The organism is Streptosporangium pseudovulgare, from assembly GCF_014648055.1.
Lineage (GTDB): Bacteria > Actinomycetota > Actinomycetes > Streptosporangiales > Streptosporangiaceae > Streptosporangium > Streptosporangium pseudovulgare.
Map to the genome: position 1 here is coordinate 15,684 of NZ_BMQJ01000013.1, position 20,565 is coordinate 36,248.

A 20,565-nucleotide genomic window follows, 5' to 3' on the forward strand; every position below is an offset into this window, starting at 1 on the left:
CGACGGACGGCGCCGTACGGCAGGCGGTGCGGTGCGGCGGGTGGTACGGCGGGCGGCGCAGCGGGCGGTGCGGTACTGCGGGCGGCGAGCGGCGCGGCGGGCGGTGCGGCGGACGGCGTCGTACGGCGGGCCGCGGGCGGACGTCCCCTTCCGTCAGGGGCCCTTCTGTCAGGGCCCCTTCCGCCGGGGCTCTTCCCGTCAGGGGCCGCCTCTCGTCAGCGGGTCGCCGACAGCAGGCTCTCCGCGGTCAGGGCGTCGGTGACGAGCTGGTTGAAGTAGCCGCCCCTGGCCCCGGCGACGATCGACAGGACCTTCTCCGGGCCGACCGCCACCGCGATCGAGACGGGGATGCGGCGCAACTGCTCCAGGCTGGTCGCCACCAGCCGCTCGCTGCCCGGGTAGCCGACGGGCCCGCCGTCGCGGTCGTAGAAGCGCGAGCACACGTCGCCGACGGCGTCGCGCAGGCCGTCGGCGTGGCGGGGCACGAAGGCGGGCACGACCTGGCGCGTCAGCGGCGGCGAGCCGACGCCGACGATCGCGCACCTGGCGTGCGCCCACAGGTCCATGACCTTGCGCACCGACGGCTCGTGCTGCAGGGAGTAGAACAGCTCGGGACCCGGCTGGGCGGGCGCGTACAGGTAGCTGGGCACGCCCCCGATGCGCTCGGCCAGCAGGCGGGTGGTCTCGTTCGTCTGGAACCAGGGCTGCGGGTCCTCCTGGCCGCCCACGGCCGGGGCGATCGTGACGCCGGGGAACCGCCCCAGGCTCTCCCGCGCGCACTCGTAGACCGTGCTGCCGGAGGAGACGAGCAGCACGTCGCCGGACTCCAGGCCCGCCGCGGCCAGCGCCCTGGCCAGGCCCGGGGCCAGCCACGGGCCCAGTGCAGGGCCGCCGACCCTGGGCACCAGGAAGACGCGCCGCAGGCCCAGCGCGGCGGCCACCTCGGCGGCCAGCGGACCCTCCTCCAGCGTCGCCGGCCGGTGCACCCGGATCTCCACGATGCCGTGCCGGCGCGCCTCGGTCAGCAGCCGGCTCACCGTGGCCCGGCTGACGCCCAGCCGTTTGGCGATGTCGGCCTGGGTGGCGTCCTCAAGGTAGTACTGCGACGCCGCCGCGTACATCAGCTCCTGGGGGAACCGGGCCTGTGCCTCCGGTGCGGCGTCGGCGGCGTTCATGGGCGGGCTCTCCCTATGCTCTGAACATATGTGCTGAACGGATGAGCGTTGACTATACCTGCGCGCCCTCCGAGGGAAAGGCTAGCGATCCCCGGCGCGGCCCGGTGATCAGTGCGACGCGTTGCGGAGCCGGGCCGAGGCGTCGCGCAGGTAGTCGATGAAGGAGCGCAGCGCCGGGTTGGGGTTGGTCGGGCGGGCCGCCGCGCCGATCCTGCGGTAGAGCCGGGGCCCGTCCAGCCGGCACACCTGGACGCCGGGGGCGCCCCGCGCGCCGAGGCTGGGCACCAGCGCCACTCCGAGCCCGGCCCGCACCAGCCCGAGCGTGACCTCGTAGTGGTCGCTGCGGCAGCGGATCATCGGGCTGAAGCCCTCCAGTGCGCTGGCCCGCTCCAGCACCGAGACCGGGGTGCCGGTGCCGTAGGTGGTGATCCACGGCTCCCCGGCCAGGTCGGCGAGCCGTACCCGCTGCGATCTGCCCGCGGGGTGACCGGGCGGCACGACCAGCAGCTGCGGCTCGTCGAACAGGTGGGTGACCTCGACCCCCTCCGGGGGCTTCCACGGGTCGAGCGCGTGCTCGAAGACCACCAGCACGTCGAGCGCGCCGCGCTCCAGGTCGGGCATCAGCTCGTGGGGCTGGCCGAGCACCAGGTCCAGCTCCACGGCCGGGTGGCGGGCGGTGAAGGCCGACAGCGCCAGCGGCAGCAGCCGGTACCCCGCCGAGGCGAAGAACCCGATCCGCAGCTGCCCGGCGTCGGCCCTGGCCTGCGCCAGCAGGTCCTTCTCGGCGGCCTCGATGATGTCGAGCACCTCCTGGGCGCGGGTCGCCAGCCGCCGGCCCGCCGCGGTCAGCCGCAGGCTCTGGGCGCCCCGCTCGACCAGGCCCACCCCGGCCTCCTCCTCCAGCCGGGACAGCTGGTGGGAGACGGCCGACGGCGAGAGTCGCAGGACGCGCGCGGCACCGGCGATGCTCCCCGTACGGAAGACCTCCAGCAGGACCCGGAGGCGGTGACTGCTCAACACCGCCCCAGTATGGGGTAATTGTCACCATATGAGGGAGTCGGTACGGTCCCCGGCCGGTGAGGGGCCGGTCAGGCGTCCGGGACGGAGGTCACGGCCGGGTGAGGGGCCGGTCAGGCGTCCGGGACGGAGGTCACGGCCGGGCGCTCGGAGCGCTCCGGATGCCCGGGGTTCCCGGGGCGCTCCGGATGCCCGGAGTACTCGGGCCGTTCAGCCTGTTCGGCCTGTTCAGCTTGTTCAGGCTGCTGGGGCTGCTGGGGCTGCTGGGGCTGCTGGGGCCGTTCCGTTCGGGCCGCCAGGTCGATGACCCGCCCGCCGGTGCCGGTGGCGCACAGCGCGGCGGCGAACAGGATGATCTGGTTGAGGATCTTGAGGAAGGCCAGCATCCCGACGGCGCCCGCCACGACCTGGTAGGCGGGGTTGGCCGCGGTGGTCTCCAGGTAGAACTGGCCGATGGTCTTGAGGATCTCCAGCCCGGCGGTGGCGAACAGCGCGGGCCCCAGCACCCGGCCGAGCGGCAGCCGCAGCCGGGGCGTCACGGTGAGCAGGGCGGCGGCCAGCAGCGTGTTCACCGCCAGGCCGAGCACGAACGAGACCGCCGACAGCAGCCATCTCGTCGCGTCGTCGGTGACGCCCACGGTGTGCAGGAACACCCAGTTCAGCAGCGACTCGGCGGCGAAGGACACCGCGAGGGAGACCGACAGCAGCAGCCCCAGCCCGGCCAGCACGCCCAGGTCGATCACCTGGCGCAGGAGGTAGGCGCCCGGGTACTCCTCCAGCCGCCAGATCGCCCGGATCGCCGAGCGCATGCTGTCCACCCAGAACAGACCGGTCAGCGGCAGGCCAACCAGGGCGATCGCCCCGGCCGTGCCCCGGGCGTCGCGCAGCGCCGCCACGTCCAGACGGGGGAAGTTCTCACTCAGGAAGACCTGCACCGTGGCGATGACCTTCGGGTCGTCCAGCACGTGCCCGATGATCGAGAACCCCAGCAGCCCGAGCGCGAACACCGCGAAGAACGAGTAGTAGGTGAGCGCGGCCGACAGCCGCCCGCCGTCGGCCTGGTCGTACCGCACCCCGGCGCGCACCAGATGGTCCAGCCAGCCGTTGCGGCGGCGGGCCCGCGTCCAGAACGCCGCCATCCGCCCGGCGAATCCCGTGACCGTCATGGCGGGACACTACCCGGCGCCCGCCGCTCTACCGCCCTCCGGCACCCCGTCCGGCCGGCGGCCCCTCCTGCGGTGCCGGCCCGCCCCGGGGCGGGGCCGCCGCCTGGTCAGCAGGAACGTCGCGACGAGCAGTACGGCCAGCAGCCCGGCGACCGGCACCGTCTCCGCCGGCACGCCGTACGGCCCCGTGCCGAAGGCCAGAGCGGGCGCGCCGGGGCCGGGGGCCGGGCGCACCTCGATCCGGGTGACCCCGGAGGGGACCGGCGCCCCTTCGGCCGGGGGCGCGCCCGCCAGGCTCTCCCTGACCTTGCGCGGCAGGCCGTAGCCGACGACCTTGCTCTCGTCGCGGGTCTTGCGCTTCAGCCGGGAGCCGTCGACGTTCGCCTCGATCGTGTGGATCGTTCCACCGTCCACGCTCTCGACCACGCCCACGTGGTCGATGCCGCCGATGTCCCCGCCGCCGGACCAGTCGAAGAAGACCAGCGCCCCGGGCTCGGGCGTGCGCGACCACGCGCCGTGCGTGGTGAACCAGCGGGCGTGGGAGGGGGTCCAGGCGAACCGGCCGACGTAGTCGGCGACGCCGGCCTTCGCCGCGGCCCAGGCGATGAACATGTCGCACCAGGGGGCCTTCTCGTACTCGGCGTCCCGGGCGACGTTGGCCGAGTACCACAGGCCGAACACGGTGGGCTGCCCGTCCCGCTGGCGGTACCCGAGCTCCGGCGCCATGGCCTTCAGCAGTGCGTCACCGATCGGATCCAAGGCCGTCAGCCACCCCGTCCGCGTGTCCTCCGCCCTTCCGCGAAGGGTGGGCGCCGTCCGACAATCCGGACTGTATTCCGTGCGACGCGAAGAAGATGGCCTTTTTCGATAAAAGGGGGATTTGTCCGGCGCTTTGCTGTCGGAACCGCCGAATAACGGGAACGGCCGGCGTTCCCGGCCTGTCATGCCCGCCCGGAGGGCTCGGTCCAGCCGGGGCCGGCCAGGACCGGGAGACCGCTGCCCGGCCCGGCAGGACCACCCGGCCCGGCAGGACCACCCGGACCGGGAGACCGGCGCCCGGACCGGGAGACCGCTGCCCGGCGGGACCGCCCGGACCGGACACCGGCCCGGCGGGATCCTCCCGAGCCGGGAGGCCCCGATCCGGGAGGTACCGCGCGGGGCGGGCGCGGCCTCAGATCAGGCCGAGCGACAGCATCGCGTCCGCGACCTGCTTGAACCCGCCGATGTTGGCCCCGGCCACGTAGTCGCCCGGCATGCCGTACTCGTCGGCGGTCTCCAGGCAGCGGGCGTGGATGTCACACATGATCTCCCGCAGGCGCTGCTCGGAGAACTCGAAGGTCCAGGAGTCGCGGCTGGCGTTCTGCTGCATCTCCAGCGCGCTGGTGGCCACGCCGCCCGCGTTGGCCGCCTTGCCGGGACCGAACGCCACCCCCGCCTCCTGGAAGACCCGGATCCCCTCCGGGGCGGTGGGCATGTTGGCGCCCTCGCCCACCGCGACGCAGCCGCCCCGCACCAGAGTCTCGGCGTCGCGCCCGGTGATCTCGTTCTGGGTGGCCGAAGGCATCGCCACCTCGCACGGCACCTCCCACACGGAACGGCCGGAGACGAAGGACACCCCGTCGCCGCGGCGCTCGGCGTAGACGTCCAGCCGCCGGCGCTCGACCTCCTTGACCTGCTTGAGCAGCCCGAGGTCGATGCCCTTCTCGTCGAGGACGTACCCGGAGGAGTCCGAGCAGGCGACCACCACGCCGCCGAGCTGCTGGACCTTCTCGATCGTGTAGAGGGCGACGTTGCCGGCCCCGGACACCACGACGCGCCGGCCGTCGAACGACGTGCCGCGCGCCTTCAGCATCTCCTCCACGAAGAACGCGCAGCCGTAGCCGGTCGCCTCGGTCCGCACCTGCGCGCCGCCGTAGCTGAGCCCCTTGCCGGTGATCACCCCCGACTCGTAGCGGTTGGTGATCCGCTTGTACTGGCCGAACAGGTAGCCGACCTCGCGCTGCCCGACCCCGATGTCACCGGCCGGGACGTCGGTGTACTCGCCGATGTGGCGGTAGAGCTCGGTCATGAAGCTCTGGCAGAAACGCATCACCTCGCGCGCGGAGCGGCCCTTGGGGTCGAAGTCGGAACCCCCCTTGCCGCCGCCGATGGGCAGGCCGGTCAGCGCGTTCTTGAATATCTGCTCGAAGCCGAGGAACTTCACGATGCCGAGGTAGACCGAGGGGTGGAAACGCAGGCCGCCCTTGTAGGGGCCCAGCGCGCTGTTGAACTCCACCCGGAAACCCCGGTTGATCTGCACCTCGCCCCGGTCGTCCTCCCACGGCACACGGAAGATGATCTGGCGCTCCGGCTCACAGATGCGCTCGATGATCTTGGATTCGGCGTATTCGGGATGCTTGGCGAGAACCGGTCCAATGCTCTCCAGCACCTCGCGAACGGCCTGGTGGAACTCGATCTCACCCGGGTTGCGGCTCAGAACGTTATCGTAGATCGACGCCAGTCTTTCGTGCAGCATCGCTCGCCCCCTCGTTATTGACAGCGATCACAGTGATCTCTGCCAAGAGTAGGCGACGCGGATCCGCGGATCTTCAGAGGCCGGCCGCCCCGAGGGGGGTGCCCGGGGGACGGCCGGCCAGGCGCCGAAGGCAGGTCAGCGGCCCGGGGAGGGCCAGGCGTTCGGGCGGCAGCCGTACAGCGACTTGGTCTGCTGGAGCATCACCGGGGCCCGCCGGCCGCGCCCGGGGCACGGCGTGTGGCCGTGGCCGAGGCCGTGGCCCACCTCGTGATTGATGACGTACTCCCGGTAGGTGGCGACGTCGCCCTTGTAACCGCGCACGCCCTGGTTCCACCGCATGGCGTTGATCACCGCGCGCCTGCCGTTCCAGCAGGACAGCATGCCGTTGGTGATCATCGGCAGGCACTGCCGGTCGGTCATCGCGGGGCTGGACAGCGACACCCGGATCTCCACCGGCCCGCGCGCCACGCGCTTGAACCGGAACCCCCAGCTCCGCGGGTCGTTCAGCGTCCGGTGCACGGCCTCGGCGAACTCCCGCCCGTCGAACGGCAGGCCGCGCTCGACCTCGACGATGTAGCGGACCACTCGCCCCTTGCCACCCGCCGGCGGCTCGGCCCCGCCGCCCACGACGGCGTAGCGGCCGCCCGCCGAGGCCGGCACCTTCATCCGCTGCGGCTGCCGGCGACCGTTGGCCAGGAGGAAGGGACGGTCCGTTCCGGGGGACGACCGCGGCGAGGCCGTCGGCGTGGGGGGCGGGGTGGGGGTCACCGGCACCCGCGGCAGGGCCTCGGGCGTGGCGGGTGTGTCCGGGACCGGTTCGAGGCGACCGCTCAGCAGGGTGGCGCCGCCGGCCAGCAGCGTCGCCGAAATACTGAGGGCGAGAAAGCCCACAAAAGGTTTGCGGTCATAAAATTGTACCTTCCTGGACATAGGCCGTAAACCTTATTACCTCCCGCCGTCAGCGATCAGCCGGGAGGCCCACGCGGGCGCCAGGGGACTCCCGCCCACGCGGGCGCCCGGGGACTCCCCGCCGGGCGCCCGTCCCCGCCTTCCGCCCGCCGGGCGAGCCGCTCCCGCCTCCCGGTCCGTCCCGCCTCCCGGCGGCGCGCCGGTCCCCGGTGTCCCGGCCCGGTTCCGGGGTACTGCCAGGGTTCCGGGGTACTGCCAGGCAGACGGTCATGGAAGCGGGTCCCCGCCCCGCGGGTCGCAGACGAGCCCGCGGCGGAGGCGGCGGACCGGGGGACGGCGGATCCGAGCCGGCGGATCCGGCGGAAAGGAGCACGCCGTGCAGCACTACGACGCGGCGATCATCGGCGGTGGGCCGGCCGGGCTGACGGCGGCCATGACGCTGAGCCGCTCGGTGCGCCGGGTGGCGGTCCTGGAGACCAGACGGCCGCCGCGCAACGCCCCCTCCAGGGGGGTGCACGGCATCGTCGGCCTCGACGGCCTCAGCCCCGACGAGTACCGCCGCCGCGCCTGGGCCGACCTGGCGCGGTACGGCATGGCCGACATGTACGAGACCACCGCGACCGACGTGATCCCCGACCCCGATGGGGGCTTCACCGTCCTGTCGGACCGCCGCGGCCCGCTGTGGGCGCACCAGGTTCTCCTCGCCGCCGGGGTGATCGACGTCCACCCCGAGGTGGAGGGGTTCGGCGAGTGCTGGGGCAGGACGGTCATCCACTGCCCGTTCTGCGTCGGCTGGGAGAACCAGGGCCGCACCTGGGGCGTGGTCACCTCCGACCCCGCCTTCGCCAGGACGGCCGTCGCCGGCTTCTCCGCCTGGAGCCCCGACGTGATCGTCCTGGCCGACGGCACCCTGCCCGAACCGGTCCCTGGGACGAGGGTCGTCGAGGGAAGGATCCGCCGGCTCCACCACACCGGCGGCAGGCTGCACGCGGTCGAGCTGGAGGACGGCACGCTCGTCGAGCGGCAGACCCTGCTGTGGCAGCCCGGCCAGCGGCCCGTCCCGCTGGTCACGCGCCTGGCCGAGCGGCTGGGCCTGGTGGTCGGCGGCGACGGCTACGTCAAGACCGACGAGTCCCACCGCACCGACGTGCCCGGCCTGTACGCCGCCGGGGACCTCATCACCGAGTCGCAGGCCGCGATCGGGTCGGCCGCCGCCGGGTCGGCCGCCGCCTTCACGATGATCTCCGACGCCTGCGGCGCCTGGGCGGTGGAGCCCGCCGAGGCCCCCTGACCGGTTCCGGCCGGGACGCGAACCGCGCACCGCCCGCGTCCCGGACTTCCGGAAGACCGCGAGGCACGGCCGCGACGCCCCGGTCCGGGGTCATCCGGCCGCGACGCCCCGGTCCCGGCCGGCGGGGCGACCGGCCGTCAGCGGGCGACGGACCAGCCGTGGATCCTGCCGAGGGCGGCGGCGACGCGGGCGAAACGGGCCGGGTCGAGGACCGCCCCCTCGCGGCGGATGTCGTCCTCCCCAAGCGCGAAGACGCGGTCCAGCCGCAGGTAGGAGACCCGGCCGTCACGGTCCCAGGAACCCGCGCCCAGCTCCAGCCACTCGCGGGGGTCGTCGTCGCCGTGGCTGGACAGCATCATCGCCAGCAGGCGGCGCCGGTGGCGGCCGACGACCAGCAGCGGCCGGTCCTTGCCCCGGTCAGGGTCCTCCTCGTAGGGGACCCAGGCCCACACGATCTCGCCCGGGTCGGCCAGGCCGTCCAGGTCGGGGGAGTAGTCGAGGGTCGCCGTCCGGTCCACGCCGTAGACCTCGCGGACCGCCCCCCGGGCCGGCCGCGGGTCCTCACCGAGATCACGCATCCGGACATCCTAACGACCCCGCCCCCGGCGGACCCGCCGGGGGCGGAGTGATCAGGGCGTCCGGCCGGACCGCCCGGACCCGCCTGGACGTGACCGTCAGCCGGTCCCGGCGGGCGGTCAGGAGGCCAGGCCGCGGACGGCGTCGGCGACGGGGACGTCGCCGCCGACGAGTTCCACGATGTGCCGGTGGGGGCCAGGGGTGTCGAGCAGCTCCACGATGACCGCGGCGACGTCGTCGCGGGACACCCGCCCGGGCGGCACCGGCGGGTGCGACAGCGTGACGCGCCCGGTTCCGGGATCGTCGGTCAGCGTCCCGGGACGCAGGATCGTCCAGTCGAGGTCGCGGCGGCCCTGCAGGTCGTTCTCGGCGGCGGTCTTCGCGTCGATGTACGCCGCCCAGACCTCGTCGCTGCCCGGCTGGGGCGGCTGCCCGGCCCCCATCGAGGAGATCTGGACGAGGCGGCGGACCCCGGCGCGCTCGGCCGCCTCGGCCAGCAGGACCGCGGCCGCGCGGTCGACGGTGTCCTTGCGCGGCACGCCGCTGCCCGCCCCGGCCCCGGCGGCGAACACCGCGGCGTCCGCCCCGGCGAGGAGGGCGGCCACCTCCTCCACCCCCGCCTTCTCCAGGTCGCACACGACGGGCTCGGCCCCGGTCCCGCGGACGTCGTCCTCCTGCGCCGGATCGCGGATCAGGCTGACGACCTCGTCCCCCCGCCCGGCGAGCAGCCGCCCCAGCCGCAGCCCGATCTTCCCGTGGCCACCGGCGATGACCGTACGCATATGATCCTCCTCTGACACGTCGCGGAAATACGGCTCGTCGTACCCCGCAGGACGCGCCTGTCACCGCCCGCCGGGGCGCAGGCGGTGACGCCCGTCCACCACGACGTGGCCGCGCGGGAGGGCTCCGGCCGTCAGCGGTCCGGGGACCCCGGCTCGTAGGGGCTGCGGCCCTCCCGGATCGCCGTGACCAGTCGCGCGGTGTGCTCCTGCGCGGCCCGGTGCAGGCCGGGGCCGTAGCTGACGCGGGCGACCCCGAGCCCGGCCAGCTCGGCCAGTGACGGCGTGCCGGGGCGGAACAGGATGTTGATCGGGCCGCCGACCCCCTCGGCCAGCGCGCCGATGTCGGCGGGCTCGGAGACGAAGATCGGGTAGACGCAGTCGGCGCCGGCCGCCAGGTACTCGCGGCCCCGCCGTACGGCCTCGGCGAGTCGTTCGGCGGGGGAGCCGGAGCCGTGGTGGTGGACGTCGACCCGCGCGTTGATCACCAGGTCCACGCCCGCGGCGGAGGCGGCGGAGCGGACGGCCGCGAGGAAGGCCGCCTGCTCGGCGGCGTCGATCATCTCGCCGGTGCGCGGGTCGGAGTCCTCCAGGTTGCAGCCGGCGGCGCCGGTCGCGGCGAGCCGTTCCACCAGTTCCGCGGGCGCCAGGCCGTAGCCGCGCTCCAGGTCGGCGGTGACCGGGACGGCCACCGCGCGGACGATCCGGGCGATCGCGGCCAGCATCTCCGCGGCCGGGGCCGCCTCCCCGTCGTCGTACCCGAGCGCCGGGGCGACCGCGGCGCTGCCGGTGGCGACGGCCGGGAAGCCCGCCGCCTCCACGATCCGGGCCGAGGCGGCGTCCCAGACGTTGGGCAGCACCAGGGGATCCCCCGGCACGTGCAGCGCGCGCAGCGCCGCGGCCCCGCCGGGGGAGGGCCGGTCGTTCGTCGTGTCCTCGGCGATGGTCATGATCCGACCCTAGAGGACCGGAGAGGCCGGGCCCCAGAGCCGATTCCACGTCACCGGACCGGGCCATTCCCCGCGCGTCGTCCCGCCACCGCCCGCCCGTACGGTCGTCCCACCGGGAGGAACCGGGGCCGGCATCCGTCCGTGGCCGGCGTCCACCGAGTGCTCGCCGGGGGAGGCGGCCACGGTCGCGTGGTGAACGCGGTGCCCCGGTCGCGGGTCCCCGGGGCCGCGAACGACTCCGGAGGTGCTGAGGGCCGTCACTCCTCGGGTTCGATGCCCAGTGACCGGACGAGCTGGGTCAGTTCTTCGTGGAAGAGCTTGTCGGGGTTGACCGTCTGGGTGCGCAGGTGCCCGTAGATCTCCAGCGACACCAGGCCGTGCAGGTGGCCCCAGATGCGCAGCGCGAGTGCCACGCCGGCCGGAGGCAGTTCGGGGAACGCCGGACGGACCTTGCCGAGCAGCCCGGCGTCGAAGTCGGACCACTGGAAGTCGCTGCGCGCGTGAAGACGTCCGGTGTGCGGCCAGGCGGCGTCGGCGAGGGCGGCGATGCCCGTGCAGACCCGGTGCGCGGCGTCCGGGGCGGCGCCGCCCTCGGGTGCCTGGTAGCCGGGCACCGGGTCGCCGTAGATGAGGCGGAACTTCACCGACACCGTGTCGCGTTCGGTCGCCGATCCCACGGTCTACGCCACCGCCGCCCGAGCGCTTCTCAAGGCGCTGGAGAGCCACCCCCGGACCCGGCTGATCGTGATCGGCGGCGCCGGCAGCCTGGAGATCGAGCCCGGCCTCGTACGGGCGGACTCCGACGAGCTCCTGCACGAGAGCCTCGACCGGGTGGGACTGCCGAGGGAGTACGCCGCCGCCGTGCGCGGGCATCGGGACGCCCTGAACGTCCTGCGCACCTCCAACCGGCTCTGGACCTACTTCAGCCCGGCCGAGGAGATCGCCCCCGGCCGACGCACCGGACGGTTCCGGATCGGGGGAGACCAGCCGGTCCTCGACGCCGCCGGACGCAGCCGCATCTCCTCCGAGGACGCCGCCGTCGCACTCATCGACGAGGCGGAACTACCCCGCTTCGTCCAGCGGCGCTTCACCATCGGCTACTGAACCGGTCGGACCCACCGCCCCGTCCGGACAGCACGAGACCCCCGGCGCCCTCGCCGTGGGCCGGGGGTCTCGCGTCAGGTCGTCGGATCAGGCGCTCTTGCGGCGTTGGGCGCGCAGGATCGCCAGGCGCTCGTTGAGCACCTCCTCAAGGTCCTCGATCGTGCGACGCTCCAGCAGCATGTCCCAGTGCGTCCGCGGTGGCTTGGCCTTCTTGGCCTCCGGGAGCTCACCGTCCACCCGCAGGGCGTTCGCGCCGCACATGCGGCACTCCCACGTCGCCGGGATCTCGGCCTCGGCGGCGAGCGGGACGTCGAACCGATGGCCCTTCGGGCAAATGTAGGACACCTCCTGGCGCGGAGCCAGATCGGTGTTGCGGTCGTTCTCGTAGCTGGTCGCCCCGAGTCGGGTACCGCGTAGCGCACGCTCGCCCATGTCTCAATGCCTCCTGAGGGCCCCGTCGTGAGGGGTTTGTCTCCCACGGCGTACAACGCTTGATACCGTGTGTGGATTCCCACACATGGGGAGATCCAATCGCGCGTTCCTTGCCGGGTCTGCGATGCGCTTTTGGGAAGACGTCTCAGAGGCGTTCGGGCACCTGGTTGCCCGCCGCGCGGATCGCCCGGGGCAGGTTCACCGCGGCGAGCAGAACGAAACCCACCACGAAGAAAATGACCAGCGAGACGATGCCGAGCCGGTAGCTGTCGGTGAGCTGCAGCGCCAGGCCCAGGGTGAACGACCCGAGGAACGTCGAGCCCTTGTCGCTGATCTCGTACAGGCTGTAGTACTCCGCCTCCTTGCCCGCCGGGATCACGTGCGAGAACAGCGACCGCGACAGGGCCTGCGTACCGCCCATCACGATCGCGATGGCGAAGCCGAGCGCGAAGAACGGCAGGGCCGCCCCCTTGGGCAGGAAGTAGGCCACGGCCACCACGCCGGTCCAGGCGACCAGCGCGCCCAGCACGACGCGCTTGGCGCCGTAGGAGGCGGCCAGCCGGCCGAGCAGCAGCGCGCCGCCGAAGGCGACGAACTGCACCATCAGGATCGCCCCGATCCGCACGGTCTGGCTCAGCCCGAGCTCCTTGTCGGCGTAGGTGGCCGAGAAGGAGATGACGGTCTGCACGCCGTCGTTGTAGATCAGATAGGCCACCAGGAACGCCAGCGACAGCGGGTAGCGGCGCAGCTCCACGATCGTGCGGCCGAGCTGGCGGAAGGTGCCGGTGACGGCCCGGCCCACGCTCTCGGAGCCCCGGGCGAGCGCGCGCCGGTTGCGCAGCCGCAGCATCGGGATGACCGTGAACCCGCCCCACCACAGGCCCGCCGACGCCAGCGCCAGCCGTACGGCGTCGCCCTCCGCCACGTGGAAGGCGTCGTGGTAGAGGAACAGGCCCAGATGGACGGCGAGCAGCAGGCCGCCGCCGAGGTAGCCGAAACCCCAGCCCATGGCCGAGACCCGGTCGCGCTCGTCCGGCGCGGCGATCTCCGGCAGGAACGAGTTGTAGACGACGAACGCCGCCGAGAACGAGACGCTGGCCATCACGAACAGCGCGCCGCCCAGCAGGTAGCGGTCGCCGGACAGGAACCAGAAGCAGACGGTGGCCCCGGCGCCGAGATAGGCGAACAGGCCCATGATCTCCCGCTTGCGGCCCGTGTGGTCGGCGAGGGCCCCGGCGACGGGCATCAGGAAGATCTGCAGAATGGCCGAGAAACCCACCACGAAGGAGTAGTAGGCGCTGGGCCGCACGTCGAACCAGAGCACGTCCACGTACGGCCGGCCTGCGGCGGCGGTCTCGGCGATCGTCGTCAGGTACGGGCCCAGGAAGACGGTCAGGACCGTGGTGGGGAAGGCGGAGTTCGCCCAGTCATAGAAGTACCAGCCGCGTTGCTCGCGCAGGCGGTTCGGGGACGGGGAAAGGTCCTCGGTGACCTTTTCGGCGGTCATGACGGTCCTCGGTTCACTGGGGGGAGGCTGGAACTGGAAGATCGGGAAGGCCGTGGAGGCCGGGCCGTTCAGACGGGTGGCCGGGACTTTCGGGTGGGCGGCGGGCCGTTCGGACGGGTGGCCGGGGTGTTCAGACGGGCAGGCCCGCCGGGTACCACTGGCCGCGTTCCTCCAGCACCCGGCGCAGGCCGGAGATGTTGTCGGTCATCACGCCGTCCACGCCGAGATCGAGCAGGCGGTCCATCACGCCGGTGTCGTTGATGGTCCACACGTGGATCTGCATGCCCAGGGCGTGCGCGGTGCGGATCAGGGCGGGCGTGGTGACCCGCAGGCCGCGGAAGCCCAGCGGGACCTGGGCGCACGGCACCCCGGCGCGGGCCAGGCGGGCCAGCAGCCGGCCGTAGCGGGTGGTGGAGGAGGCGGCGCGCAGCGACATCACGCCGAGCGGGCCGAGCGAGGAGCACACGTCGCGGCCGATCGCGGCGCGGGCCCGGGCCAGCCGCTCCTCCGAGAAGGAGGTGACGCAGACCCGGTCGTAGGCGTTGGTCCGCCTGATCACCCGGGCCAGCGGCCCGATGGACGAGGTCTCCTTGACGTCGATGTTGAACCGCGCCCCGGGCCAGGAGCCCAGCAGGTCCTCAAGCAGCGGGATCTCCTCGGCCCCGCCGATCCGCGCCTGCCGGACCACCCGGTAGGGCAGATCGGAGATCCGGCCGCGCCGGTCGGTCACCCGGTCGAGGGTGTGGTCGTGGAAGGCCAGCAGCACCCCGTCGGCGGTCGCGTGGGCGTCGGTCTCCAGGTAGGTGTAGCCGAGCTCCACGGCGCGGGCGAACGCGGCGTGGCTGTTCTCCCGGCCCTCGGCCGCCCCGCCCCGGTGGGCGAAGGCGAGCGGGCCGGGATGGTCGAGGAAGGCGTAACGGCGCTGCACGTGCAGGAGTATGCCGCCTGAGGGCGGGGCGCGTCACCGGGGCGGGCGGTGAACGTTCGCGGTGACCCCGGTGAAGAACGGCGGGCGGTGAACGTTCGCGGTGACCCCGGTGCGAACGGCGGGCGCCCGCGGCCGCGTGCCCGCGGCGCCGGACGCCGCGGGAGCCGGACGCCGCAGGAGCCGGACGCCGCGGGAGCCGGCTTCCTCCGCCAGGGGACCGCGGTTCCCTGGCGCGCCGCGCCGGGAGCGGGCCTCAGCTCCCGGCGGGCAGGCCCTTCGCGGCCCACTCCTGGCGGCGGGCCTCGGCCACCGCGATCGCGGTGGCCACCCCCACGTTGAACGAGCCCACCCGGCCGACCTGCGGGATGTAGCAGACGCCGTCGGCGGCCTCCAGCAGCGCCGGGGAGCAGCCGTGGTCCTCGCTGCCCACCACCAGGCACACGTCGCCGTCGAGCTTCGCCTCGTGCAGCGGCACCGCGTCCCCGGTCAGTTCGACCGCGATCACGGTGAAGCCGTCGTCCTTCGCGGTCCGCACGGCCGAAAGGACGGGGACCGGCTCGTCCCACGCCACCAGGCGGTCGGTGCCCAGCGCGGTCTTCTGCGCCTTGGGGTTGGTCGGGGGAGTGGCGTTGCCCGCCAGCCAGACGTGCTCCACCCCGAAGGCCGCGGCCGTACGGAAGATCGAGCCGATGTTGAACGGGCCGGTCACCGACTCCACGATCAGGGCGAGCCTCCCCTCGGTGTGCCTGCGCCAGGTGCGGTTGAGCCGCTTGACGTCCGTCTGCCGCAGCTGCCTGCGCGGGTTCGCGGTCATCGTTCGTTCACCGTTCCTCGTTCGTCGTGGTTCACCCGGGCGCGCCGCGGCTCGCCGGGGTCGTTCGTCACCGGGCCGTACGGCCGGCGCCCGGGGGAGGCAGGGCCCCGCCGGGGCGGTCTCAGCCGTTCCGGTCCGCGGGGCGGGCCCCGACCCTGAGGACCCGGTAGGAGGAGCGGGAGGCCGCGCGGGTGGCGGGCCAGCCCTGCTCGTTCAGCCAGCGCTGCAGAGAGTCGGACCCCAGGTGCTTCTGGACCACGAGGTGGGCGACGCCGTCGGGGGTGAGCCGCGACAGCCAGCGGGTCAGCATCTCGTGCATCGCGGCCTTGCCGATGCGGATGGCGGGGTTGGACCAGATGGCCCGGAACCGCACCTCCGGCGGGACCTCGTCGACATGCACTGACCTCACTTTGTCAAGGCCCGCGCTCTGCGCGTTCCTGGCGCACAGGTCGACGGACCTGCGGTTGACGTCGACGGCCCAGACGGTCGCGGCGGGCGCGCGGGAGGCCATGGTCAGGGCGATCGGGCCGTAGCCGCAGCCGAGATCCAGCAGGTCGCCCTCGGCCGGGGGAGGCGGCACGGTCTCCAGCAGGATCCGGGTGCCCTGGTCGACCCGTTCGGGGGAGAAGACCCCGCTGTCGGTCTCCAGCCTCAGGTGAAGGTCGGGGAGCACGAGCGTGACCGAGCCGGGACGGCTGGCGGTCTCGGGACGCTCCTCGAAGTAATGTGCCACGTCGTAGAACGTTACCAACGCCCGGGACCGCGCCGGGGCGGCCGCGTCCCCGGGGCCCGCCGGCCGGCCGCCCGGCGCCCGGGGCGGGGACCGGCCACGGCCGGGAGGCGGCCGGGTCAGGGCAGCCGCGTGCCCAGCAGCATCGAGGCCGCGGCGACCGCCATGCCGGTCAGCGCCGCCGCCACCACGAACCACTGGGTGACCTCCTGCTCGACCGTCTGGTAGCCGAGCGAGGTGCCGATCTGCTCGTAGACCTCCCGGAGCTGGCTGCCCGACTCCGCCTCGTAGGCGCGGCCGCCGGTGCCCTCCGCCAGGCTCTGCAGGGTCGCCTTGTTCACCGGGACGTTGACGTCGCGGCCGTCGATCGTGACGGTGCCGTCCTGCGTGCCGTAGGCGATCGTGGACACCGGCACCCGGGCGGTGGCCGCCGCCTCGACCGCCTCGGCCACCGTACGGCCGGAGGTGTTGTCGCCGTCGGACAGCAGCACGATCGCGGCGGGCGGCGGGTCGGTGACCGCCTGCTGGTCGAAGGAGCGGACGGCGTCGAGCGAGTTGAACACCGCCTCCCCGATCGCGGTTCCGGCCCGGGTGCCGAGGTTGCCGATGGAGGTGTTGACCGCCTGGTGGTCGGTGGTGGGGGAGACCACGACCGAGGCGGAGCGGGCGAAGGCGACCACCCCGACGTTGAACCGCTCGGGCAGGTCCCTGACGAACTTCTGCGCGGCCTGCTTGGCGGCGGTGATCCGGCTGGGTGCGACGTCACCCGCCTCCATCGACAGCGAGACGTCCAGCGCGATGATGATGGTGGCGCGGTCGCGCGGGACCCGCACCGAGTCGGCCGGCCGGGCCGCGCCCAGGACCAGCAGGGACATCATCAGCAGGAACAGCGTGGGGGCGACGTGCCGGCGCCAGCCGGGCCCGGCCGGCGCCACCAGCGCCAGCAGCGGCAGGTTGGTGAAGCGCACCGCGTGACGCCGGCGGGCGAACTGGGCGGCGACGTAGCCCGCCACGACCAGCGCCAGCGCGGCGAACAGCCACAGCCAGGCCGGGGAGAGGAAGGTCACCGTGCCACTCCTGACGTCGGATGCCGGTGCGCCAGGTGCGCCGTGCGCCGCTGCCGCAGGACGAACTGGGCGATGTCGAAGATCCAGTCGCGGTCGGTCCGCAGCACCAGGTGCGCCACTCCGCAGCGGCGCAGCGTCGCGCGGGTCGCCGCGCGCTGGGCGGCGGCCGCCTCGGCGTAGGCCGCCCGCAGCCTGCCGGTGAGCCGGACCTCACGGGTGCGCCCGGTCTCGGGGTCGACGAGGCTCACCAGCCCCACCCCGGGCAGCTCCAGCTCACGCGGGTCGATCACCTCGACGGCCAGCACCTGGTGGCGGGCGGCCAGCCGGCGCATCGGCCGCTCCCAGGGCGGCTCCACACGCGGATCGAGGACGGGCTCGGCGCCCAGGAAGTCGGAGACGATCACCCGCAGCCCGCGGCGGCGCCGTACCGAGGCGAGCACCTCGACCGCCTCGGCGAGGTCGGGGGCGTCGGCGACGGGGCGGCCCCGGGGGGCCTCCGCCAGGGAGTGCAGCAGCCCGTAGAGGGCGGGACGGCCGCCCCTGGCGGGCATCCGGTGGATGTGCTCGTCGTGCAGGACGTAGGCGCCGAAGCGGTCGCCGATCCGCCCGGCCAGGAAGCCGATCGCGCCGATCGCGGCGACCACGAGGTCGCGTTTCTCCATGGCGGCGGTGCCGAAGTCCATGCTGGGCGACAGATCGGCCAGCGCCCAGGTCTCCAGCTCCCGGTCGGCGATCAGATCCCGCACGTGCGGGACGCCCGTGCGGGCGGTCACCGCCCAGTCCATGCGACGGATGTCGTCCTCGCCGGGGACGTAGACGCGGCTGTCACCGGACTCGCTGCCCGGACCCGGGATGAGCCCCTCGTAGGAACCGTGCAGCAGCCCGTCCAACCGGCGGACGATCGTCAACTCCAGCCTGCTCAAGGCGACGCTGCGCGTCGCGGCTCGGGGGCTGTGCTCATTGCGACGCTGCGCGTCGCGGCTCGGGGGCTGGAGCCCGGTGTCTTCTGTGTTCATTGCGACGCTGCGCGTCGCGGCTCGGGGGCTCTTGCCCGGCGTCTTCCCTCGTCGTTCACTCGCTGCGCTCGCTCTCTCCTCAGTCCAGACACCGGCGCCCCCTCGCTGTGTTCATTGCGACGCTGCGCGTCGCGGCTCGGGGGCTGGAGCCCGGTGTCTTCCCTCGTCACTTCGTCGCTCCGCTCCTGCGTTCCTCAGTCCAGACACCGGCGCCCCCTCGCGGGCTTTCCCGTTCCTGGGTCCGGATGGCGGGTCCCTCACCTCGGTGGTCATGACCTTGGTTTCTCGGGTCATCGGGCGGGCTGGTTCCAGACGACCAGGGGCGGGGGGACGGCGGCGAGGATGCGTCTGACGACGTCGTCGGGGTCCACGCCGTCGGCGAGGGCGTCGAAGGTGAGCATCAGCCGGTGGGACATCACGTCCACGGCCACGTCGCGGATGTCGTCGGGCAGCAGGTAGTCGCGGCCCCGGAGCAGGGCCAGGCCGCGTCCGGCGGCGACCAGGCCGAGGGTGGCGCGGGGGCTGACGCCGACCTCGACGCTCTCCGCCAGGTCGGCCAGGCCGTACTCGGCGGGTGAGCGGGTGGCCATGACCAGCCGGACGACGTAGTCGGCGACGAGCTGGTGCACCGAGACCCGGTCTGCCATGGCCTGCAGCCCCGTCAGCCGCCCGGGGTCCAGCACCGCCTTGGGGGCGGGCGGGGCGACGCTCATGCGGTGCAGGATCTCCAGCTCCTCCTGGGCGCTGGGATGGGAGACGCGGATCTTGAAGAGGAACCGGTCGCGCTGGACCTCCGGGAGCTGGTAGACGCCCTCCGACTCGATGGGGTTCTGGGTGGCGAGCACGATGAAGGGCCGCGGCAGGGGATGCGTCCGGCCGGCGAGGGTGACCTGCCGCTCGGCCATGACCTCCAGCAGCGCGGACTGCACCTTGGCGGGGGCGCGGTTGATCTCGTCGGCGAGCAGGAAGTTGACGAACACCGGGCCGAGCTCGACGTCGAAGGACTCCCGTGAGGGGTGGTAGACGCGCGTCCCGACGATGTCGCTGGGCACCAGGTCCGGGGTGAACTGGATGCGCGCGAAGTCACCGCCCACCACGGTGGCCAGCGTCGAGGCGGCCAGGGTCTTGGCGACGCCCGGCACGCCCTCCAGCAGGCAGTGCCCGCGGGCGAGGAGCGCGACCAGCAGCCGCTCCACCATGTGATCTTGACCCACGATGACCCGCCGCACCTCGGCGAGGGCCTCGCGCAGCAGTCCGGTGTCGATCTCGCGCGGCAGTTCTTCGGCGACGGTCATGGTGACATTCCACCAAATGAAAACCCGCGCCGCACGGCTGGGCGGGGGTATTTCCGTTGCTCAGAGCCTGGGCGGCTCTCAGTATTCCGGGCGTTTCTGCGCGGAAGGTCCGTCACATCACCAAAGCGTGAGGGCTTGGGCTTGAGTACGGTCTCTCGCTTCCGTCTGCCGCTGCTGCGGCAGGATTGCGCCACTTGCCCGCCCCGCTTCCGCCTTGCGGCGGGGGCGGGTCGCACGGGTCTTACGGTCGGCTCTGCGAGGCTTCGATACCGCCGGGGCGGTGCCCTGGTCTCCGGCCACTCCGGTACCAGCTACCGCGGCCACCGCGCGGGCGGCCCGGTTCTTCGCCGCTCGCCGCCCGTGCAGACGCGCACACATCGATGCCAGTGCCCCGGTGATGTCCTGAGAGTGGCTGATGAATTACCCAACAGTTGTCAGTCTCCGGGGCCCGCGTACGGCTCGGCGCCGTGGCCCGCGCGGGCCGCGTGCGGCGGCGGGCGTGTGCTTTCATGGCAGTCGTGGCCAGTCCGCTCCAGTACGGTGATCCGCCCCATCTCGGGCCCTTCGTCCTTCGAGCCCGCCTGTGGGCGGGGCCGGCCGGGCTCGTCTACCTCGGGCAGGCCCCCGACGGCCGGGCGGTCTCGGTCGCGGTGCTGACCCGGGGGGCGGCGCTGGACCCGGCGGCCCGTGACCGGTTCGTCGCCGCGATCCGCGAGGCCGCGTCCGGCCGTTCGGTCGTGCGGGGGTGGGTGGCCAGGGCCACCAGGGGCAGGACCGCGCTCGCCGCCGACGCGCCGCCGGTGCTCGGGATGAACGGCGGGAGCGCACCGTGGGTGGCCACGCCGTACGAGCCGTCCCGGGCGGGCGCCGAGCGGTTCCTGGAGCCGGTGCTGGTGCGCGGCATGCTGATCGGCGAGCGGCACGGCCCGGACTTCGCGCCCTACTGGGTGAGCGACCGCGTGCCCGCGCTCCCCGGCCCGCCGAAGCCCGCCCCGCCGCCCACCGAGCCCCGCCGGTCGGTGGTCGTGGCCGGGGTGGTGCTGACCGTCCTGCTGGTGATGACGGCGGTGATGGCTTGGCTGCTGCTGCGGGCCGAGGGCGAGGCGCAGACGCCGCGCAGGCCGCTGCCGGCGACGGTGTTCGTGCCGACCCCGCCGCCGGTCCCGGGCACCCCGGACCCCAACCGGCCCACCGTGTCGCCGTCGCCGTCCCCCTCGCAGAGCGGTACGGGGACCCCGGGCCCGCGGGAGGGCGACGAGGACGACGGCGCCCCCATCTGACCGGTCCCGGCCGG

The 20,565-nt window shown here is 73.6% G+C and carries 21 protein-coding genes and 1 pseudogene; 3 read left to right on the forward strand and 19 right to left on the reverse strand.

Annotated elements, in window-relative coordinates; translation table 11 throughout:
• Positions 1-215: 215 nt before the first annotated feature.
• The 6 genes from IEZ10_RS24155 to IEZ10_RS24180 all read right to left on the reverse strand — a co-directional run bounded on the left by IEZ10_RS24155 (position 216) and on the right by IEZ10_RS24180 (position 6,764).
• Positions 216-1,175 (reverse strand): sugar-binding transcriptional regulator, encoded by a 960-nt coding sequence (locus tag IEZ10_RS24155; protein WP_189248807.1) that lies wholly within the window; start codon positions 1,173-1,175, stop codon positions 216-218.
• A gap of 108 nt (positions 1,176-1,283) precedes the next feature.
• Positions 1,284-2,195 (reverse strand): LysR family transcriptional regulator, encoded by a 912-nt coding sequence (locus IEZ10_RS24160; RefSeq protein ID WP_179828398.1) that lies wholly within the window; start codon positions 2,193-2,195, stop codon positions 1,284-1,286.
• Positions 2,196-2,305: 110 nt separating this feature from the next.
• Positions 2,306-3,358, reverse strand: a complete 1,053-nt coding sequence (locus IEZ10_RS24165) for a YihY/virulence factor BrkB family protein (protein ID WP_189248808.1) — start codon at positions 3,356-3,358, stop codon at positions 2,306-2,308.
• A 9-nt stretch (positions 3,359-3,367) separates the two neighbouring features.
• A complete protein-coding gene (locus tag IEZ10_RS24170) occupies positions 3,368-4,117 on the reverse strand; it encodes a CHAP domain-containing protein (protein ID WP_189248809.1) in 750 nt (249 codons plus the stop codon).
• 412 nt (positions 4,118-4,529) lie between these two features.
• On the reverse strand, positions 4,530-5,873 hold the full coding sequence (gene gdhA, locus IEZ10_RS24175) for an NADP-specific glutamate dehydrogenase (protein ID WP_189248810.1): 1,344 nt from the start codon (positions 5,871-5,873) through the stop codon (positions 4,530-4,532).
• Positions 5,874-6,008: 135 nt separating this feature from the next.
• Complete coding sequence (locus IEZ10_RS24180; RefSeq protein WP_229811593.1) at positions 6,009-6,764, reverse strand: DUF3152 domain-containing protein; 756 nt, start codon at positions 6,762-6,764, stop codon at positions 6,009-6,011.
• 394 nt (positions 6,765-7,158) lie between these two features.
• Here IEZ10_RS24180 and IEZ10_RS24185 point away from each other — a divergent pair, with 394 nt between their 5' ends.
• A complete protein-coding gene (locus tag IEZ10_RS24185; RefSeq protein WP_189248812.1) occupies positions 7,159-8,073 on the forward strand; it encodes an NAD(P)/FAD-dependent oxidoreductase in 915 nt (304 codons plus the stop codon).
• Between the two features lie 137 nt (positions 8,074-8,210).
• On the opposite strand, the gene IEZ10_RS24190 is transcribed toward IEZ10_RS24185, so the two are convergent.
• From IEZ10_RS24190 to IEZ10_RS24205, 4 genes are all read right to left on the reverse strand, one after another.
• Positions 8,211-8,651, reverse strand: a complete 441-nt coding sequence (locus IEZ10_RS24190) for a type II toxin-antitoxin system PemK/MazF family toxin (protein WP_189248813.1) — start codon at positions 8,649-8,651, stop codon at positions 8,211-8,213.
• A 117-nt stretch (positions 8,652-8,768) separates the two neighbouring features.
• Positions 8,769-9,431 (reverse strand): NAD(P)H-binding protein, encoded by a 663-nt coding sequence (locus IEZ10_RS24195; protein WP_189248814.1) that lies wholly within the window; start codon positions 9,429-9,431, stop codon positions 8,769-8,771.
• 131 nt (positions 9,432-9,562) lie between these two features.
• Complete coding sequence (locus IEZ10_RS24200) at positions 9,563-10,378, reverse strand: isocitrate lyase/PEP mutase family protein (RefSeq protein WP_189248815.1); 816 nt, start codon at positions 10,376-10,378, stop codon at positions 9,563-9,565.
• 257 nt (positions 10,379-10,635) lie between these two features.
• Positions 10,636-11,022 (reverse strand): TetR-like C-terminal domain-containing protein, encoded by a 387-nt coding sequence (locus tag IEZ10_RS24205; RefSeq protein ID WP_229811594.1) that lies wholly within the window; start codon positions 11,020-11,022, stop codon positions 10,636-10,638.
• Here IEZ10_RS24205 and IEZ10_RS24210 point away from each other — a divergent pair.
• Positions 11,006-11,482 carry an NAD(P)-dependent oxidoreductase gene (locus tag IEZ10_RS24210; protein WP_229811595.1) on the forward strand — a complete coding sequence of 159 codons (477 nt, stop codon included), beginning with the start codon at positions 11,006-11,008 and terminating at the stop codon, positions 11,480-11,482. The genes IEZ10_RS24205 and IEZ10_RS24210 overlap by 17 nt on opposite strands.
• 87 nt (positions 11,483-11,569) lie before the next feature.
• Here IEZ10_RS24210 and IEZ10_RS24215 read toward each other — a convergent pair whose 3' ends face one another.
• From IEZ10_RS24215 to IEZ10_RS39170, 9 genes and pseudogenes are all read right to left on the reverse strand, one after another.
• A complete protein-coding gene (locus tag IEZ10_RS24215; RefSeq protein ID WP_179828419.1) occupies positions 11,570-11,914 on the reverse strand; it encodes an RNA polymerase-binding protein RbpA in 345 nt (114 codons plus the stop codon).
• Positions 11,915-12,059: 145 nt separating this feature from the next.
• Positions 12,060-13,421, reverse strand: coding sequence for an MFS transporter (locus IEZ10_RS24220; RefSeq protein ID WP_189248817.1), 1,362 nt, complete (start codon positions 13,419-13,421; stop codon positions 12,060-12,062).
• A 130-nt stretch (positions 13,422-13,551) separates the two neighbouring features.
• Complete coding sequence (locus tag IEZ10_RS24225; protein ID WP_189248818.1) at positions 13,552-14,349, reverse strand: glycerophosphodiester phosphodiesterase family protein; 798 nt, start codon at positions 14,347-14,349, stop codon at positions 13,552-13,554.
• A gap of 253 nt (positions 14,350-14,602) precedes the next feature.
• Entirely contained in the window at positions 14,603-15,163 is a 561-nt protein-coding gene (locus tag IEZ10_RS24230; protein ID WP_189248819.1) for a TrmH family RNA methyltransferase, read from the reverse strand.
• Positions 15,164-15,284: 121 nt separating this feature from the next.
• Complete coding sequence (locus IEZ10_RS24235; protein ID WP_189248820.1) at positions 15,285-15,896, reverse strand: class I SAM-dependent methyltransferase; 612 nt, start codon at positions 15,894-15,896, stop codon at positions 15,285-15,287.
• Positions 15,897-16,012: 116 nt separating this feature from the next.
• Positions 16,013-16,960, reverse strand: coding sequence for a VWA domain-containing protein (locus IEZ10_RS24240; RefSeq protein WP_189248821.1), 948 nt, complete (start codon positions 16,958-16,960; stop codon positions 16,013-16,015).
• Positions 16,957-17,976, reverse strand: coding sequence for a DUF58 domain-containing protein (locus tag IEZ10_RS24245; protein WP_189248822.1), 1,020 nt, complete (start codon positions 17,974-17,976; stop codon positions 16,957-16,959). Before IEZ10_RS24245 ends, IEZ10_RS24240 begins: the two co-directional genes overlap by 4 nt.
• A 290-nt stretch (positions 17,977-18,266) precedes the next feature.
• The gene (locus IEZ10_RS24250; protein WP_189248823.1) at positions 18,267-19,271 is read right to left on the reverse strand and encodes an AAA family ATPase; all 1,005 of its coding nucleotides are present in this window, start codon (positions 19,269-19,271) and stop codon (positions 18,267-18,269) included.
• A gap of 309 nt (positions 19,272-19,580) precedes the next feature.
• Positions 19,581-19,673 (reverse strand): annotated as a pseudogene (locus IEZ10_RS39170) (IS607 family transposase); the annotation flags it as partial.
• 107 nt (positions 19,674-19,780) lie between these two features.
• Between IEZ10_RS39170 and IEZ10_RS24255 the strand changes: the two are divergent.
• Positions 19,781-20,551 carry a hypothetical protein gene (locus tag IEZ10_RS24255; RefSeq protein ID WP_189248824.1) on the forward strand — a complete coding sequence of 257 codons (771 nt, stop codon included), beginning with the start codon at positions 19,781-19,783 and terminating at the stop codon, positions 20,549-20,551.
• Positions 20,552-20,565: the final 14 nt, after the last annotated feature.